This window comes from Dysosmobacter sp. Phy (genome assembly GCF_054476235.1).
Map to the genome: position 1 here is coordinate 726,280 of NZ_CM136997.1, position 16,813 is coordinate 743,092.

Sequence of the window (16,813 nt, forward strand, 5' to 3'; positions counted from 1 at the left end):
GGGGGGACGCGCCGGGCAGGGACGCCGGGACTTTTTTCTTCTCTCCCGCGCCGGCGGCCTGTGCCGCCGCTTTGCCCTACACTACATGGTAGTGTAGGGCAAAAGTTGCACGTTTCTGTGCAACTGCCGGCAAAAAAATTTTCGTCCCGCCCCAGGATAATGCCAAGGGGGTATACATTGCCCCGGCCTTGCGTTCCCCTTTCAGGCGCGCTGCACGCACCAGCTTCCCCCCAGGGGGAGGCCCAATAGGCACGGCGGCCGCCGCAGGGGCGGATCCCGTACCGCCCGCCTCCCCGGCCCCCAGCCTTCCCCTATGGGGGAAGCCGGCAGAGCGCCCCCAGGGGCGCCACGACCTCCCACTGTGGAAAGGATATCATTTTTGAGGCGAAAAATTTTCCGCGCTGGTTGCACGTTTCCGTGCAACTTTTCCCTACACTCCCGGAGGGAGTGTAGGGACTTCTCCGGGGCGGGCGTTTGGTCGTTTGCGTCCGCCCCGGCGGAGGCCCCGGCGCCGGGCGGGGACCGGGGGGGACGGCCCCGCCCCGGCGGGATCTTGAACAAACGGGGGGATTTTTTGAACCAGACCAACAACTATCAGCTCTGCCAGTGGGACCCGGAGGATTTTATTTTCCGCACGGACTTCAATGCCGACAACGCCAAAATCGACGCGGCGCTTCAAACCCAGGCAGATGCTCTGAAGGCAGAGGAAGACGCCCGAACAGCCGCAGACATGCGTGTGCGATTACTGAACGTTCCCACCGGCGCACCTGTACGGGCAGTAACGCTGGATGTACAGGATATCGATTTCAGTCCGTATTTGTGGGCGGAACTTGTGGTGGACATTCCCAAAAATGCCTGCGAGCTGTATTTGCAGCCGGATGGAGCAGGTACGTTCCGGGCCTGCCAGCTGGGCGGCGAGGTATATGACAGCTATGCCGCCGCTTTCGGAATTCCTGACGGTTCCGGCATGGGCGGCATGCGGGTGAAAATGTGGTCCTATCCGGGCTCGGACCGTACCCATTTCCTCTCCGCCAGAATGGGCGAGGAGGAATTCACCGTGCTGCATACCATCCATCTGAAACCGATCAACGAAATTAAAAAGCTCAACATCTGGGCCAGCGAAGAAATCGGCATGCCCATAGACACCTATATTCGGATCTACGGCGTAAAACGATAAGAAAAACCCCCGCTCCTTTTGGAGCGGGGGTTTTCTGTCACTCACCCGCAGATGCGGGAGAGGAAACATTTGCTGTGGAAATTAGATGGCCTCCAGAGAGAACTCGGTGGCAGCATTCACAACCACGGAGAAGGTCTGGGTAGCAGCACCACCAGTAACCAGCTGGACAACATCGCTGTTTGCCTTCAGCTTGGCACCTTTGCCAGTGAAGCCGGTCAGATCCACGGTGACCTGGACGGTATCGCCGGCCACGACATGGGTGTAATCCACACCAGTGATCTTCACGCCGTTAGCGCCAGTGCTCTGGCTGGTGGAATCGATGGTAACCGCCACATAGGTAGGAGCAGCAGCGTGCTCAACATTGGCGCCGTTCACCACGACCTGAGTGGTCTTGGTCATGTAGCCAGTGCCGGTCCACTCCACGGTGTAGGTGCCGCTGGCCAGGCCAGTAGCGGTCAGGCTGCCGTTGGTAACGGTCTTGTCGGTGCCGACGAACTTGCCGGTCAGACCAGCCTCGATGGAGTCAAAGGTCACGGAGTAGGTGTTGGCAGTCACCACGAAGGTGTTGGCAGCCACGTTGGCGGCGGGCATCTTGAAGGTGTAGTAGATGTACTCGCCGGTCACAGTGCCGCCGGCCAGAGCGCTCTCACCAGACAGGGAGGCGTTGGTGACAGTGGCGTCCTTCGCAGCGCGGACGGTCACGGTAGCATCAGCGGGAACCTTGCTCAGAGTGGTGAAGTAAGAGCCGCCATAGACGCTGAACTCAACGCCAGCGGAAGCAGCCACATTGTAGGAGATGCCGTCGATCTCGCCGTGGGGAACCTTCACAATGTAAGCAGAAGCGATCTGGTTGGAGCTGTTCAGCTTGAAGAAGACCTGATCGTTGGTATCCTGAACCACAGAAGCGGCAGTCAGGCCGGTGATGATCTCAGCGTCATCCTCGGTAACAACAACCACATAGCAGCCGGAAGCCACAGAGTAGTAGCCGAAGCCGCCGTCGCTCTTGCGCTGAGTGCCCAGAACGTCGTTGGACTGCTTGTAAGCGCCGGTGCCCTCGATCACGTTGTCGCTGATGTACAGGGTGGCAACGCCGTTGGCGTCATAGGAGACACCGTCGAACAGCTTGTAAACGCCCTTGTTCAGGTCGTACTTGGCGCTGGTCTTGACAGCCTTGTCGCCGTCCTTCAGCTCACCGTTGACGGTACCGTCGAACTTGTAATAGCCGCCAATACCGGTGGTATAGGACTGGCCATCATCGTTGCCCTTCAGGAAGATGACGTCAGAGGTGGGGTTCAGGACAGAAGCGTTAGAAGCGTCCACATACACCACGGTGGCGGGCTGGTTGGCACCGTTCTTGCAGTACACAGAAACAGTGTTAGCAGTGGTCAGGGTGACGGTGGGAACGTTCTTGATGCCCTTATAGGCATTGTACATAGCGTTGCCGTTGGCATCAACAGTCTTCACCAGGAAGATGGTGTCGCCGTTGGCATAGTAGGTAGTGGGAGTGCCGCTCCAGGCAGAGCCGGAGTAGGTGCCGCCCACCAGGAAGGTGTAAGCGCCGTTGGTGATGCGGATGGTGTTAGTGAAGGAGTCAGCCTTCAGGGTCAGAGCATAGCGGTCATTGGACTTGATCTCGTAGGTGACAACGTCGCCCTTGGAGACAGTGTTCCAGAAGTTGGCAGAGGTGGAGACGATCTTGGCGGTGCCGTCGGCGAACAGCAGGTTGGCCTCGGTGCGCAGGTCGTTCTCATCGTTGATGCCCAGGACAACAGCGTAGCTCTCGTCGTCAGCGCCGTCGATGTCGATGGCATAGCCGAAGGGATCGAGGACCACGGTCACGTCCTTGTTGACGGCAGCGTTGGCAGCCTGGTTGGCGATGGTGCAGCTGTAGTCGTACTTGGTGCCGCCCACAGTGGCGCTGTCGCTGGTGGTGTAGCCGCTCAGGGTGCCGGTGGCGGTCTCAGCAACAGTCACGTTCTGAACGGCGCTGTTGGCGTTGACAGCCTGGCTGTAGTTGTACACAACAACATCGTCGGTCTTGAAGTCCTCGGTGTTGAAGCGACCGTTACGGCCGTTGGCAGAAACGGTGTTGGCGGTGTTCTCGCCGCGGCCCACGATAGTGGCATAAGCCTCGCGGTTGGTAGCAGCGGGAGTGGTGGAGACCACATCGCCCACATAGTAGTGCATGATGGTGATCAGAACGTCAGTGACCCACACGCCGTTGTTCCAGTGGCCGGTCTTCCAGACCTGGGTCAGAGCGCCCTTGTCGCCGGTCTTGTCGGTGTTGTTCTTCTGAACGGTGAAGTAGACAGCGTCAGTGCCCTGAGTGGTGTAAGTCTTGGTGGTGTAGTCGCCATTGTTCTTGATGTTGACGCCATCCACATAGATCTCAGCGTTCACAGTGGAGGTCAGGCCCAGAGAAGCATAGATCTCGTTGGAGGTGACCTTCTTGTTGTACTCCAGATCGGCCTCGTCGGTGTAGGTGCCGACCTTCACGCCGTCGTAGCTCCAAGTGTGGGTGGGACGCTTGAAGTCGTCGGTAGTGCCGCGCAGGGACAGCTTGGGCATGTACTTCTCACCGAACTCGACGGTGTAGTAATTAGTGCCGGAAGCGCCGCTGACGGTGCCGGTGTACTTGTCGCTGTTGATGGAGGTGGCCTGAGAGGCGTTGCCGGAGGTCACGACCTTGGGAGAGGAAGCGCCCTGGCTGATCTCAACGCCGTTGATGACGATGGAAGAGCCCTTGTTCTCATACTCCACCAGGGTGGCCTTGATGGTGTTGACAGCGTACAGGCAAGCCTCCTCACGGGTGGCCAGAGCGGTACCAACGAAGTTGTCGTTGCCCTTGGTCAGGCCGTTCTCGATGGCCCGGCGGGCCACGTTCACGGTCCAGTTGGTGCCGGTGAAGCCCTCGATCTTGCTGTCATAACCCATAGCGGTCAGCAGCATCTTCAGGAAGGCAAAGCCGGTCAGCTTGTTGGAGGGACGGAAGGTGCCGTCAGCGTAGCCGTCGATGATGCCGGCCTCGACGCAGTAGGCAATGTAACCGGCGAAGGTGGAGCCAACGGGCACGTCCTTGAAGGGAGCGGCCTGGTTGCCCAGAGCCTCAGCGGTGGTCTTGCCCAGCATCATGCAGGCAATGATCTTGGCGGCAGCGCCGCGGGTCAGGGTGCCCTGGGGCTGGAAGGCGCCGCCTTCGTAGCCATCGATGATCTGCAGGGCGGACATCACGTCGATCGCCTCAGCGTAGTCTTCGCCGCTGATGGAATCGCTGTCCGTGAAGTCCTTGGCGCCAGCGCTGACGGTGACCAGAGACATGGCCATCACCAGAGCCAGAACCAGAGAAAGGAACTTCTTCATGGTAGGATTTCCTCCTTTTAAATTTTACCGAAAAAGTTGCAAAAATCTGCTAAATGAGGCGTATACATCCCCAGACACCACCTGGAGAAACACCTTCTTGAGAGGCTTCCGCGTCCCTTCCGGCTTGTGATGTGAACGCCCGAGCGGTCCCCCTCCTTTTACACGGCACACATACCGTGGCTAGCCGTTTACCCGTATCTGCGCCGGGTGATCGGAACAGGACAGTTCGTTTGTTCATGTTGGATTTTATCAGAGGCAAATTTCAAATGCAAGGGGACCGGGCCATTTGTAACAGAGCCGTAACAAAACCACCGTATGATTTCCGGAGATCCGGGCATAGGCGCGGATACATTATAATATATATGGGCTTTTGTTGCACGAAACCGTGCAACCGGCCGGAAATATTCCGCATTCCAGCGTAACAAAGGCCCGGGCCGCCGAAGCGGTCCGGGCCGGGGATGCGGTTGAAAACACTCCGTTCTCGGTGTGGATGGCGCGCTGCGGCGGGTGATCCAACGTGAAAGGAAACCCTGCCGGTTTCCTTTCACACTTTCCTTCCCCCCGAAGTCCGAAACTCAGTTCTTGGTGTGGATGGCGCGCTGCGTGCTCCGCACGCCTGCGGAGGCTTCGCCTCCGTCGCTGCGGCGGGTGATGGAACGTGAAAGGAAACCCTGACGGTTTCCTTTCACACTTTCCTTCCCTCCGAAACCCGAAACTCAGTTCTTGGTGTGGATGGCGCGCTTCTCAACGTTCAGCGCGGCTTCCCGCATAGTCTCGGTGACGGTGGGATGAGAGTGGATGGTGGAGATCAGCTCGTCGATGGTAGCCTCCAGCCGGATGGCCAGGGCACCCTCGGCAATGAGGTCCGTGGCCCGGGGCCCGATGATGTGCATGCCCAGGACCTCGCCGTACTTGGCGTCGGCGATGATCTTCACCAGGCCCTCGCCGCCGTTGAGGATCAGGGCCTTGCCGTTGGCGCTCATGGGGAACTTGCCCACCTTGTAGTCGATGCCCTTGGCCTTGGCCTGCTCTTCGGTGAGGCCCACGGAGGCGGCCTCCGGCTCGATGTACACGCAGGTGGGGTTGGTGGACTCGTCGTACTTGGCGTCCATGCCCATAATGTTCTCAGCGGCCACCTCGCCCATGGCGCTGGCGGTGTGGGCCAGCTGGGCGCGGCCGAACACGCAGTCGCCGATGGCGTACACGCCGGGGACGTTGGTCTCCATCTTGTCGTTGACCAGGATGCGGCCCCGGTCGTTGTTCAGACCGCCGGCCTCCAGGTTCAGGCTGGCGGTGTTGGCCTTGCGGCCGATGGCCACCAGGACCTTCTCCGCCTCAAAGCTGACGGTCTCGCCGGCCTTGTTCCGGCAAGTGACCTTGGCGCCCACGGGGCTGGCCTCCACGGACTGCACGGGGCACTCCAGATGGAACTCCATGCCCATCTTCTTCATGTGGGCCACGCCGATCTTGGTCAGCTCCCCGTCCAGCATGGGCAGCATGTGGTCCATGGCCTCCACCACGGTGATCTTGGTGCCGAAGGCGGCGTAGGCGCAGGCCAGCTCCAGGCCGATGACGCCACCGCCGATAACCACCATGGACTTGGGCAGGGCCTCCAGGCTCAGAGCGCCGGTGGAGTCGATGCAGTTGGGGTTCTCCTTGATGCCGGGGATGGGAGGCACGGCGTTGATGGAGCCGGTAGCCACGATGATGGCGTCGGCGGTCATGGTCTCCTTGCTGCCGTCGGCCTTGGTGACCTCCAGAGTCTTGGGGGCGGTGAAGGTGGCCTCACCGTCGATCTTGGCGACCTTGTTCAGCTTGAACAGTCCGGCGATGCCGCTGGTCAGCTTCTTGGAGATGGCGTTCTTGTGGGCAATGACCTGGGGGAAGTCCACTTCCACGCCGGTGACCTTCACGCCGATGTCGGCGCCCTGGTTCTTGATGTCCTCGATCAGCTCAGCGCTGTGGAGCAGGCACTTGGTGGGGATGCAGCCGATGTTCAGGCAGGTGCCGCCCAGGTGCTCTTTCTCCACCACGGTGACCTTGGCGCCCAGCTGGGCAGCGCGGATGGCGGCCACATAGCCGCCGGGGCCGCCGCCCACCACGATAACGCTCTTGGGGCCGGCGGCGGCAGGAGCCGCAGCGGCGGCCGCTGCGGGAGCGGCCGCGGGCGCCTCAGCGGCAGCAGGAGCCGCGGCAGGGGCAGCGGCGCCGGGCACAGCCTCGCCCTCGGCGCCGATGTAGGCGATGACGCTCTTGCACTCGGCGGTCTCGCCCTCCGGCAGCAGGATCTTCAGCAGGATGCCGTCGGCATCGGCCTCCACATCGTTGGTCAGCTTGTCGGTGGCCACGGAGAACAGCACGTCGCCCTTCTTCACCGGCTGGCCTTCCTTGATCTTCCACTCTTCAATGGTGCCCTCGGTCATGGTCAGACCCAGCTTGGGCATCAGCACTTCAGTTGCCATGATTTTTTGTCCTTCTTTCCGTTAAGTTATCCAAATCACGCCGGGATTTCCGGCTCCGGATGAACAGAATCGTCAAATTTTGAACAAACTTTCGGGAAACGGAACCCGGCTGACGCCGGGTTCCGTTTGATCCGGTCTGAACTCAGACCAGCAGCATATAGGGGTTTTCCAGCAGCTCCGCGATCCGCTTGAGGAACTTGGAGGCCATGACGCCGTCCACCACGCGGTGGTCAGCGGTCAGGCTCAGGTTCATCATGGGCCGGATCACGATCTGGCCGTCCCGCACCACAGGGGTGTCCACCATGTCGCACACGCCCAGGATCGCCAGCTCAGGCTGGTTGATGATGGGAGAGAAGCTGGTGATGCCATAGGGCCCCAGGGAGGAGATGGTGAAGGTGCCGCCGGTCATGTCCTCCATGCCCAGCTTGCCGGTACGGGTGGCCTCGATCAGGGCCTCCGTCTCCTTGGCGATCTCCGCCAGGGACTTGGTGTCGCAGCTCTTGACGTTGGGGACGATCAGGCCGTCGCCCTTGGCCACCGCCAGACCCATGTTGACGTGCTTGTGGCGGGTCAGCATGTTGTCGGCGAAGCTGGCGTTGATGTCGGGGAACTCGGTCAGGGCCTTGGCCACGACCTTCATCAGGATGTGGTTGTAGGTCAGCTTGATCCCCTGCTCCTTCAAGCCGTCCTTCAGCTTGGCGCGCAGGTCCTTCATGGCGGTCACGTCCACGGGACGGGTATAGGTGACCCGCGGAGAGGTGTGCCAGGAGTTGCTCATGTTGGCGGCGATGCTGCGGCGCAGCGGATTGACCTTCACGGGAGCCTCGTCGTTGCTCTCCACGGCGGCAGCGGCGGGGACGTTGGCGGCGGCAGCGGCAGGCGCAGCGGCGCCGGCGGCGGCCAGCACATCGGCCTTCATCACGCGGCCCTGGACGTCCAGCTTGCTGACGTCCACGCCCAGCTCGGCGGCCAGCTTGGCGGCCATGGGGCTGGTCTTGGGACCGGCCACGTAGTTCTCCACGTCCCGGGCGATGACGGTGCCGTTGGGACCGGAGGCGGGGATGGCCGCCAGGTCATAGCCCTTCTCCTTGGCCAGCTTTCTGGCATAGGGAGAGGCCAGCACGAAACCGCCGGCGGTCTTGGCCGGAGCGGCAGCGGCGGCGGGAGCCGCGGCAGGAGCCGCAGCGGCGGGGGCGGCGGGAGCGGCTGCAGCGGCAGGAGCCGCGGCCTCAGCGCCGGGGACAGCCTCACCGGGCTGGCCGATCCAGGCGATGACGCTCTTGCACTCGGCGGTCTCGCCCTCGGGCAGCAGGATCTTCAGCAGTGTGCCGTCGGTGTCGCACTCCACGTCGTTGGTCAGCTTATCGGTGGCCACGGAGAACAGCACGTCTCCGGCCTTCACGGTGTCGCCTTCCTTGAACTTCCATTCTTCAATGGTGCCCTCGGTCATGGTCAGGCCGAGCTTGGGCATCAATACTTCAGTTGCCATACTTGAAAATCTCCTTTTCAACAGGCATTAAAACATGCCCTTGATGCCCTTGACCAGGTCCTCCGGGAAGATGCGGACCATCTTCTCCAGCGTGGGAGCGAAGGGGATGGGGCAGAAGGGAGCGCCGTACCGCAGGATGGGGGCGTCCAGATACTCCAGGGCCTCCTCCGCCACAGTGGCGGCGATCTCAGCGCCGAAGCCGCCCTGCTTGACCGCCTCGTGGACGATGCACAGCCGGTGGGTCTTCTTCACGCTGTTGAGCACGGTCTCCTTGTCCCAGGGAGACAGGGTGATCAGGTCGATGACCTCGGCCTTGATGCCCTCCTTGGCCAGCAGGTCTGCGGCGCCGCGGGCGTTCTTCATACCGATGGAGTAGGACACGATGGTCACGTCAGAGCCCTCGCGCTCCACGCGGGCCTTGCCGATGGTGTAGGGCACCTCGTCGGCCAGCTCGGGAACCTCGCCTTTTTCCTTGTAGAGGATCTTGTTCTCGAAGTAGATGACGGGATCGTCGCTCTCGATGGCGGCCTTCAGCACCATCTTGGCGTCATAGGGATTGGAGGGAGCCACGACCTGAACGCCGGGAATGTGGGTGAACCAGGCCTCCACGCACTGGGAGTGCTGGGCAGCGCCCTGGATGGTCATGCCGTCGGGAGCACGCAGCACCAGGGGCACCTTAGCCTGACCGCCGAACATGTAGCGGGCCTTGGCCATCTGGTTGAACACCTCGTCCATGGGCACGCCGATGAAGTCGGCGAAGTGCATATCCACCACGGGGCGGGCGCCGGCCAGAGCAGCACCCACGCCGCCGCCGATGATGAAGGTCTCGGAGATCGGGGTATCCAGCACGCGGCCGGGGAACTGCTGGGGCAGGCCCTTGAACTGGCCGAAGATACCGCCCTGACGGGCCAGGTCCTCGCCCATAACGAAAATCTTATCGTCTTTTGCCATCGTCTCGGCCATCGCTTCCAGGGTGGCCTGTGCAAATGTGATCTTACGCATCGTTTCGTTCCTCCTTCGCCTTAGTCCACATAGACGTACTTCATGTACTCGGACGCATCGGGATACTCGCTGCTCAGGGCAAACTCCTTGGCGGCCTTGATCTTCGCGTCGCACTTGGCGTCCAGCTCGTCGCACTCGGCGGCGGTCATCAGCTTCAGCTTGGCGGCCTTGGCGCGGAACATCTTCAGAGGATCGGTGTCGTGGTAGATCTTCTGGGTCTCGGCGTGGTCACGATACAGCTCGGGATCGCCCACGAAGTGACCCTCGATGCGGTAGGTCTTGGCCTCGATGAAGGTGGGGCCTTCGCCGGCGCGGGCGCGGGCAACAGCCTCCTTGGCGGCCTCATACACGGCGAACACGTCCTGGCCGTCCACGATGACGCCGGGCACATGGTAGCCGGCAGCGCGGTCGGAGATGTTCTCCACGTTGCAGGTGGTGCGGTAGGGAGTGGTGGAAGCCCAGCAGTTCATCTCGTTGACGAAGATGACGGGCAGCTTCCAGGCGGAAGCCACGTTCATGGCCTCGTGGAAGGTACCGCGGTTGGAGGCGCCGTCGCCGAAGAACACCACGGAGACCTTGTCGTTCTTCAGGATCATCTTGTTGGCCAGGGCGGCACCGGTGGCCAGGTTGTAGCCGCCGCCCACGACGCCGTTGGCGCCCAGCATGCCCACGGAGAAGTCAGCAATGTGCATGGAGCCGCCGCGGCCCTGGCACAGGCCGGTCTTCTTGCCGTAGATCTCAGCCATCATGCGGTTCACATCGGCGCCCTTGGCCACGCAGTGACCATGGCCGCGGTGAGTGGACTCGATCATGTCATCCTGCCGCAGGGCGGCGCACACGCCGGTGGCAATGGCTTCCTCGCCGATGTACAGGTGGACAAAGCCCGGGATCTCACCCGCCAGGAAATCGTGCTTGACGGTCTCCTCGAACTTGCGGATGGTGCACATAGTCTCGTAGAACTTGGCCGCCTGTTCCTTGGTGTACTTTTCAGCCTTCGCTTTCGTTGCTGCCATAGGAAAGAACTCCCTTCTGCCGATTTGATCGGTGTTTTTAATTTGTATTGCGGAATGTTTCCTGCTTTTTGTGGAAAATACTGGTTATTTTTGAATTTTGATTCGAAAAAACGTGGCGACAGTCGCCTGCAGCCACGTTTTTTCGATTCAGCGCAGTCTGCAAACGCCGGAGCGGTTGCGTAAGTCGCGCAAGCTTATTCGGCGGTGAAAGCAGCGATCAGCTCGGGAGTCATCATGTCCACGAACTTCTGATCCTCATAGATGTAGGCAGCAGCCTCCTTGAACTCAGCAGCGGCCTCCTCGCTCAGCTCGGTGACAGTGACACCAGCGGCGGCCCACTTGTCCAGGATCTCCTGGTCCATGGCACGCTCCTTCTCACGCTGGCTCTGAGCAGCCTTCTGGCCGCACTCGTCAACGATGGCCTGCAGCTCGGGAGACAGGGAGTTGTACAGATCGCCGTTCATGGTGAAGAAGATGCAGTCATACACGCCGGTCCAGTAGGTGACATACTTCTGAACCTCAGCGATGGAAGCGCCGTCAGCGGTGGGCAGGGGGTTCTCCTGGCCGTCATAGGTGCCGGTCTGCAGGCCGGTGTAAACCTCGGACCAGTTGGCGTTGGTCCAGTTGGCGCCCCAGGCGGTGTACTCCTCGTTCAGCAGCTCGGAACCGGCCACGCGGATCTTCAGGCCCTTCATATCGGCCAGAGACTCGATGGGACGGGCGCTGTTGGTAACGTGACGGAAGCCGTTCTCAGCAATGCCCAGCAGGTGCAGGCCCATGCTCTCCACGACCTCGCCCACAGCTGCGCCGGCCTCGCCGTCCAGCTTGGCGTCGACATCGTCGAAGGAGTCGAACAGGAAGGGCAGGGACACAACGTTCAGACGCTGGTCGAAGCTGGAGTAGATGATGTTGGAGTGAGCGGACAGCTCGATGGTGCCGTCCATAACGCCCTGAATGCCCTCGGTCTGGTTGCCGGCAGTCAGCTGGTCGGCGGCAAAGACCTGAACGGTCACAGCGCCGCCGGTAGCCTCGCTGACCAGCTCGCCGAACTCGCGGCCCATGTCAGCCCAGGGGGTGTTCTCGGTAGCAGAGCAGGTGAACTTCCAGGTCTGCTTCTCGAAGGTGGTGCCGCCCTCCTCGGTGCCGGCGGCATCATCGGTAGTCTCCTCCGTGGCGGTGTCACCGCCGCCGCAGGCGACGAGGCTCAGGGACATCACCAGAGCCAGGATCAGTGCAAGAAACTTTTTCATGGGTTTTCCTCCTTAAACATTGTGCTTGGGATTTATCTGATATCACTTACGTGATCACAGACCGACAGGGATGGAACTTAGGGCTTGAACAGCAGGATGGTGGACAGGGGCTCGATGTAGGTGACCAGCAGCAGAGCCACGACGCAGGCCACAATCTGGGGCCACACGGCCTTGGAGATGGTCTCGATGGTAACTCTGGTCTTGTCCCGGACGTCCTGCAGCTTGCTGCTGACGCCGATGGCCACGAACAGGTTCACGCCCACGGGCGGGGTCACCTGACCGATGGCCAGGTTCACGGTGGACAGAACGCCGAAGTGGATGGGATCAATCCCCAGCTGAGTGGCGACAGGGTACATGATGGGGATGAAGATGTACATGGCGGAGTTGGCGTCCACAAAGCAGCCGGCAATCAGGAAGATGATGTTGACGATCAGCAGGAAGATGTACTTGTTGGCAGAAATGCTCAGCAGCAGATTCTGCGCAGCGCCGGAGATGCCGTGCACAGTGCAGACATAGGAGAACAGCGTAGCAGCGCCGATGATGAGCATGATACCGCCGGTGGTCTTGGTGGAATCCACCAGCAGATCATACAGGTCGCGAAGCTTGACCTCGCGATAGATGAACATACCGACCAGCAGGCCGTACACCACGGACACGGCAGCGGCCTCGGTGGGAGTGAAGATGCCGCCGTAGATACCGCCCAGAATGATAACGGGCATCAGGAATCCCCAGAACGCGGTGCGGAAGGACTTCCAGCGGGCGCCCCAGGAGGCCTTCTCGCGGGAAGCAGTCAGGCCCTTCTTGCGGACCTCGATCATGATGACCACCACCAGGGCAATGCCCATCATGATGCCGGGGATGATACCACCCATGAACATGTCGCCCACGGAGACGCCGGTGATGGAGGCGTACACCACGAACGCGATGGAGGGCGGGATAACGATGGCGATGGAGGATGCGCTGGCCATCATGGCGGAGGAGAACGGAGCGGAGAAGCCGCCGCGGTTGATCATGGCGGGGATCAGGATGATGCCCAGAGCCGCCACGGTGGCCGGACCGGAACCGGAAATGGCGCCGAAGAAGCAGGCCACCACCACGCACACGATGGCGATGCCGCCGCGGCGATGTCCAATGCAGTCGTCAATGAACTGAACCAGGCGGGTGGAAATGCCGGCCTTAGCCATAATGTTGCCGGACAGGACGAAGAACGGAATGGCCAGCAGCAGGAACTTGGCCATGCCGTTGTAGACGTTGGTGGGGACGATGGAGAGCATATCGCCGGAACAGAACATGGCGAAGATGGAGGACATACCCAGGCTGACGCAGATGGGAATGTTCAAAAACAGCATCACAAAGAAGGAGCCAAACAGAATAAAGTTAATCATCAGTCGTTTCCTCCCTCTTCCTTCACACAGTCCGCGTCCCCGTGCAGGACGTCCACAAGATACTCAATGGTATGCAAAATCAGGAAAATTGCGCCGATCGGCAGGAAAATGGTGAACACCCACTCGGGCCAGCCCAGAGAGTTGGTGTGCTTGCCGGAGGCGATCTGAGAGAGGACCTTCTCCCAACCGGTCCACAGCAGCAGCACCCAGAACACGGTGTTCACAATGGTCGCGATGACCACCAGGACCTTCTTGCCGCCGACCTTCAGACGGTCGAAGATCAAGGAGAGGCTGATGAGGCTGCCCTCCCGGGCGCACAGGCCGCAGCCCAGCATGATCAGCAGGACGAACAGGTTGATGACCAATTCTTCCGTCCAGGCGAACTGGCTGTCGCTCAGCTTCCGAACGACCACGTTCGCAAAGGTGATCAGGGTGACAAACGTCAAAACGAGACTGGTGACGATCTTCTCGAGCTCGGCGATGCCTCCCATGATCTTTTTGTAGGCTTTCATGAAATCATTCCCTTCCTCACATTCATGCGATTTCCCTCCCAGCGCGGTGCCGCGAAAGCAACTTTTGAATATTTATTCACCACATATCCATTCAAAAGTCTCTTCTGAACCCAGAGCCCTTTCTCCCGCAGCACTCACTTGGGCACGCGGATGGAGAGAATCCCTCTCCATCGGCTTTCAAAATTATAACACCGACCCGGAAAATTGGCAATCACAAAAGCAGATTTTGTATTGAGCTTTTTTCTCGGCAAGCCGTTGCCTAATTTTGCGTAAAGTTCATCTTTTCAGCAAAAAAATCAAAAAATGAGGGAATAGTACTTCCTTTTTGTCCGATTTGTGGTATACTCGTGATAACAGCCGAAAATTTTACCTTGCTTTGTGCTATATGCATTAAATTTTAAATAAAAATTGAATTTTGCATTTTGTACTCAAAATGCAGGGATCTTTACCGATAATAGAAAAGAGGAGTTCTCCCATGTCTCATTGTACCGTCACGCTCAGCGCCAACGCCGGCGGCGCGCTGGCACTGGGGCCCGCCCGCATCTGGTACGACGCCATGCACCGCCAGCAGGTTCCCGGATTTTCCACCATTTCTCCCGCTCTGATGGCGGCTCTTGAGCAGACCCGGGCCTTCTACGACCCGGACCTGATCCTGTGCAGTCACTGCCACCCCGACCACTGCTCCATCCCTTTGCTGAAGGAGGCCCAGCGGCTGTGGCCCCGGGCAAAACTGGTACTGCCAGAGCCCCATTTACCCGATCAGATCCTGCTGGAGGGCGAAAGCCGCATGAGCCTTGCGGGTCTGGAGCTGCGCTTCGCCCCCCTGCCCCACGAGGGCGCCCAGTACGCCCGTGTTGCCAACTACGGCTGTATTCTCCGGAGCGGGGATTTCCGGGTGCTGCTGGCGGGCGACTGCGCCGTAGCCAGCCCCGCGCTGGTGAAATTCGTAGGCGGCGAGCCCATCGATCTGGCCATCCTGAATTTTCCCTGGCTGACTCTTCCCCGGGGCAGAGCTGTTATCGAGAGCATCCGGCCCCGCCATCTGCTGATCTGGCATCTGCCCTTTCAGGAGGATGACCGCTGGGGCTATCGGCTGGCCGCCCGGCGGGCTCTGGGCAAACTCATCACCATTCCCGATGCACGGCTGCTGCTGGAGCCCCTGCAGGAGGAAACGTTTGACTAAAGGTCAGCGCCATAAAGGTTTTGTGAGATTTACCTTGTAAGAGGCAAAATTTGCATTTACTTTTTGGCGTTTTTCCTCTATAATAGAAAAAACGTAACGAAGGTGCGCGTCGTTTGGACCGCGCACCATTTTTGACAAGGAGGGACCTGCCGTGAAGCCAACCGGATCGATGCTGGATTATGCCCTCAATGAGATCCGCGCCCGTATCCAGAGCGGGGAGTACCCCCCTGGCACAAAGCTCACCACCCAGGAGATTTCAGACTCTCTCGGCATCAGCCGCACGCCAGTGATCTCCGCCATCAACCGGCTGGTATCGCTTGGCCTGGTTGAGGCCATTCCCCGCCGGGGCATGGTGGTGGCAAAAATGTCTCCCGAGCAGGTGCAGGATGTGCTGGAAGTCCGCAAAATGATGGAGCTCTATGCCATATCCGGTGCGCTGCGAACAGTGGCCGCCCAGCCGGAGACCCTGACGGAACTGCGCAGGATGCTGGATGGATTTCACGGCGCCTACGAAAAGGGGGATGCCGAAGCGGAAAATGTGGAGTTTCGTTTCCACTCCAAGTATATTGAACTGGCAGGAAACAAGCAGCTGCTGGAGCTGTACAAGGCCAACTGGTCTGTGGCCGCCATCTTCTATTTCTTTTTCCGCACCAATCAGCCGGACCGCCATCGGGAGATGACGCTTCAGCACCACGTGCAGATGGTGGACGCTCTGGCTACCGGAGACGAGCTGCTGCTCTCCTCCGCCATTCAGACCCATGTCAACAGCTGCTACGATCTGCTGGACCTGTACCGGGCCTTCAATTCCAAATGATCACACACAAACGGTGCCCTTTCCAAGTCGGAAAGGGCACCGTTTGAATATTCTTCAAAGTGTATGGTCCAATATGGATCATTCGTCCTCACCAGCCGGGTGGAACAGCGTATCCAGAATCTCCTCCCGGGTAATGGCTCCGAAATACTGGGACAGCGGAAATCGATCCAGGACCGCGGCCACCGCCTCCCGGCGGAAGGGACACCCCAGCAGCGCCCCCGTCACCGGCTCCAGAGAACGCAGCGCCAAAAAATCTCCGTAAAACACGATACCGCTGATAAGCCCCTTCTCCACTTCCAGATGGGGCTCCAGAGATCCGCCGTCCCAGCGGCGGCAGTTGGTCATACTGTATCGCGGAGACCGGCCGAACGTCCATTCCCAGGTGTCATACTTCTCCCGGCGCAGCTCCTCCACTTCAGCCAGTTCTTCCGCCGTGAGACTGTCCGGCGTCAATCCGTCGCCCGCCAGCGCCTCCTTCAGATAGGCCCAGAAGGCCGGCAGATCCATGTCCTCTTTCAAAAAGGTACGGATGTTGCCGATACGGCTGCGTACGGACTTGGAGCTCTTGGACTGGAACTTGGTGGGATCCACGTTCAGCGCACCGGCCACCATTTCCGGGTTTGCGTCAAAGAGCAGCGTACCGTGATGCAGGATGCGCTTTCCCAACAGGCGCTGGGCCGTACCGGAGACCTTGCGGCCCTCCACAAGGATGTCGTTGCGGCCGGAGGCCTCCGCCTGGAGGCCCAGCCCCCGCAGCGCCTCCACCACCGGACGGGTAAAGCGCTCCATGGTCAGCCGCTCGGCATCGCCGGCGTCGGTAATAAAGGAGTAATTCAGATTTCCCAGGTCGTGATACACGGCACCGCCGCCGGTAGTCCGCCGTACCACGCGGATGCCGTGAGTCTCCACAAAGGCCCGGTTGATCTCCGCCTCAGCGTTCTGATTCTGGCCGATAACAATGGTATTGTCGTTCTGCCACAGCAGCAGATAGTCGCCCTGAATACGGCGGCGCAGCACTGTCTCCTCCAGAGCCAGGTTGTAGGCGGGATCCCGGGAGCCGGTCTCCAGGTAATGGGTTTGAGATCGCATGGGATGCTCCTTTCTATAAGGGTCTTGTCCTCTCATTATACACATCTCCCCTCTTTCCGGCAACTGCTGCACGAAAA

The 16,813-nt window shown here is 60.1% G+C and carries 12 protein-coding genes; 3 read left to right on the plus strand and 9 right to left on the minus strand.

Features of this window, described 5'->3' with window-relative positions; genetic code table 11:
* Nucleotides 1-574: 574 nt before the first annotated feature.
* Entirely contained in the window at nucleotides 575-1,177 is a 603-nt protein-coding gene (locus ACVDHE_RS03660) for a hypothetical protein (RefSeq protein ID WP_458885631.1), read from the plus strand.
* A gap of 81 nt (nucleotides 1,178-1,258) precedes the next feature.
* Here the strand turns inward: ACVDHE_RS03660 and ACVDHE_RS03665 are convergent, their stop codons facing one another.
* From ACVDHE_RS03665 to ACVDHE_RS03700, 8 genes are all read right to left on the minus strand, one after another.
* Entirely contained in the window at nucleotides 1,259-4,537 is a 3,279-nt protein-coding gene (locus tag ACVDHE_RS03665) for an S-layer homology domain-containing protein (protein WP_458885632.1), read from the minus strand.
* Between the two features lie 716 nt (nucleotides 4,538-5,253).
* The gene (lpdA, locus tag ACVDHE_RS03670) at nucleotides 5,254-6,999 is read right to left on the minus strand and encodes a dihydrolipoyl dehydrogenase (RefSeq protein WP_458885633.1); all 1,746 of its coding nucleotides are present in this window, start codon (nucleotides 6,997-6,999) and stop codon (nucleotides 5,254-5,256) included.
* A gap of 142 nt (nucleotides 7,000-7,141) precedes the next feature.
* On the minus strand, nucleotides 7,142-8,488 hold the full coding sequence (locus tag ACVDHE_RS03675) for a 2-oxo acid dehydrogenase subunit E2 (RefSeq protein WP_458885634.1): 1,347 nt from the start codon (nucleotides 8,486-8,488) through the stop codon (nucleotides 7,142-7,144).
* Nucleotides 8,489-8,515: 27 nt separating this feature from the next.
* On the minus strand, nucleotides 8,516-9,490 hold the full coding sequence (locus ACVDHE_RS03680; RefSeq protein ID WP_325227343.1) for an alpha-ketoacid dehydrogenase subunit beta: 975 nt from the start codon (nucleotides 9,488-9,490) through the stop codon (nucleotides 8,516-8,518).
* Nucleotides 9,491-9,510: 20 nt separating this feature from the next.
* Nucleotides 9,511-10,503, minus strand: a complete 993-nt coding sequence (locus ACVDHE_RS03685) for a thiamine pyrophosphate-dependent dehydrogenase E1 component subunit alpha (protein WP_213039699.1) — start codon at nucleotides 10,501-10,503, stop codon at nucleotides 9,511-9,513.
* A gap of 194 nt (nucleotides 10,504-10,697) precedes the next feature.
* Nucleotides 10,698-11,753: a TRAP transporter substrate-binding protein DctP gene (gene dctP, locus ACVDHE_RS03690; RefSeq protein WP_418726256.1), complete on the minus strand. Its 1,056-nt coding sequence runs from the start codon at nucleotides 11,751-11,753 to the stop codon at nucleotides 10,698-10,700.
* 77 nt (nucleotides 11,754-11,830) lie between these two features.
* Entirely contained in the window at nucleotides 11,831-13,138 is a 1,308-nt protein-coding gene (locus ACVDHE_RS03695; RefSeq protein ID WP_458885635.1) for a TRAP transporter large permease, read from the minus strand.
* Entirely contained in the window at nucleotides 13,138-13,650 is a 513-nt protein-coding gene (locus tag ACVDHE_RS03700; protein WP_213039702.1) for a TRAP transporter small permease, read from the minus strand. Before ACVDHE_RS03700 ends, ACVDHE_RS03695 begins: the two co-directional genes overlap by 1 nt.
* Nucleotides 13,651-14,125: 475 nt before the next feature.
* On the opposite strand from ACVDHE_RS03700, the gene ACVDHE_RS03705 reads away from it, so the two are divergent.
* Both ACVDHE_RS03705 and ACVDHE_RS03710 read left to right on the plus strand, forming a co-directional pair.
* Nucleotides 14,126-14,833, plus strand: a complete 708-nt coding sequence (locus tag ACVDHE_RS03705) for an MBL fold metallo-hydrolase (RefSeq protein WP_325227351.1) — start codon at nucleotides 14,126-14,128, stop codon at nucleotides 14,831-14,833.
* 151 nt (nucleotides 14,834-14,984) lie between these two features.
* Nucleotides 14,985-15,647, plus strand: coding sequence for a GntR family transcriptional regulator (locus tag ACVDHE_RS03710; RefSeq protein WP_418726253.1), 663 nt, complete (start codon nucleotides 14,985-14,987; stop codon nucleotides 15,645-15,647).
* Nucleotides 15,648-15,725: 78 nt separating this feature from the next.
* Here the strand turns inward: ACVDHE_RS03710 and ACVDHE_RS03715 are convergent, their stop codons facing one another.
* Entirely contained in the window at nucleotides 15,726-16,736 is a 1,011-nt protein-coding gene (locus ACVDHE_RS03715) for a lipoate--protein ligase (RefSeq protein ID WP_458885636.1), read from the minus strand.
* Between the last annotated feature and the right edge of the window lie 77 nt (nucleotides 16,737-16,813).

Coding starts and splice junctions, on each gene's coding strand:
- ACVDHE_RS03665 (WP_458885632.1), bottom strand. CDS start 4,537: ATGAAGAAGTTCCTTTCTCTGGTTCTGGCTCTGGTGATGGCCATGTCT.
- ACVDHE_RS03700 (WP_213039702.1), bottom strand. CDS start 13,650: ATGAAAGCCTACAAAAAGATCATGGGAGGCATCGCCGAGCTCGAGAAG.
- ACVDHE_RS03685 (WP_213039699.1), bottom strand. CDS start 10,503: ATGGCAGCAACGAAAGCGAAGGCTGAAAAGTACACCAAGGAACAGGCG.
- ACVDHE_RS03680 (WP_325227343.1), bottom strand. CDS start 9,490: ATGCGTAAGATCACATTTGCACAGGCCACCCTGGAAGCGATGGCCGAG.
- ACVDHE_RS03705 (WP_325227351.1), top strand. CDS start 14,126: ATGTCTCATTGTACCGTCACGCTCAGCGCCAACGCCGGCGGCGCGCTG.
- ACVDHE_RS03695 (WP_458885635.1), bottom strand. CDS start 13,138: ATGATTAACTTTATTCTGTTTGGCTCCTTCTTTGTGATGCTGTTTTTG.
- dctP (WP_418726256.1), bottom strand. CDS start 11,753: ATGAAAAAGTTTCTTGCACTGATCCTGGCTCTGGTGATGTCCCTGAGC.
- ACVDHE_RS03715 (WP_458885636.1), bottom strand. CDS start 16,736: ATGCGATCTCAAACCCATTACCTGGAGACCGGCTCCCGGGATCCCGCC.
- lpdA (WP_458885633.1), bottom strand. CDS start 6,999: ATGGCAACTGAAGTGCTGATGCCCAAGCTGGGTCTGACCATGACCGAG.
- ACVDHE_RS03675 (WP_458885634.1), bottom strand. CDS start 8,488: ATGGCAACTGAAGTATTGATGCCCAAGCTCGGCCTGACCATGACCGAG.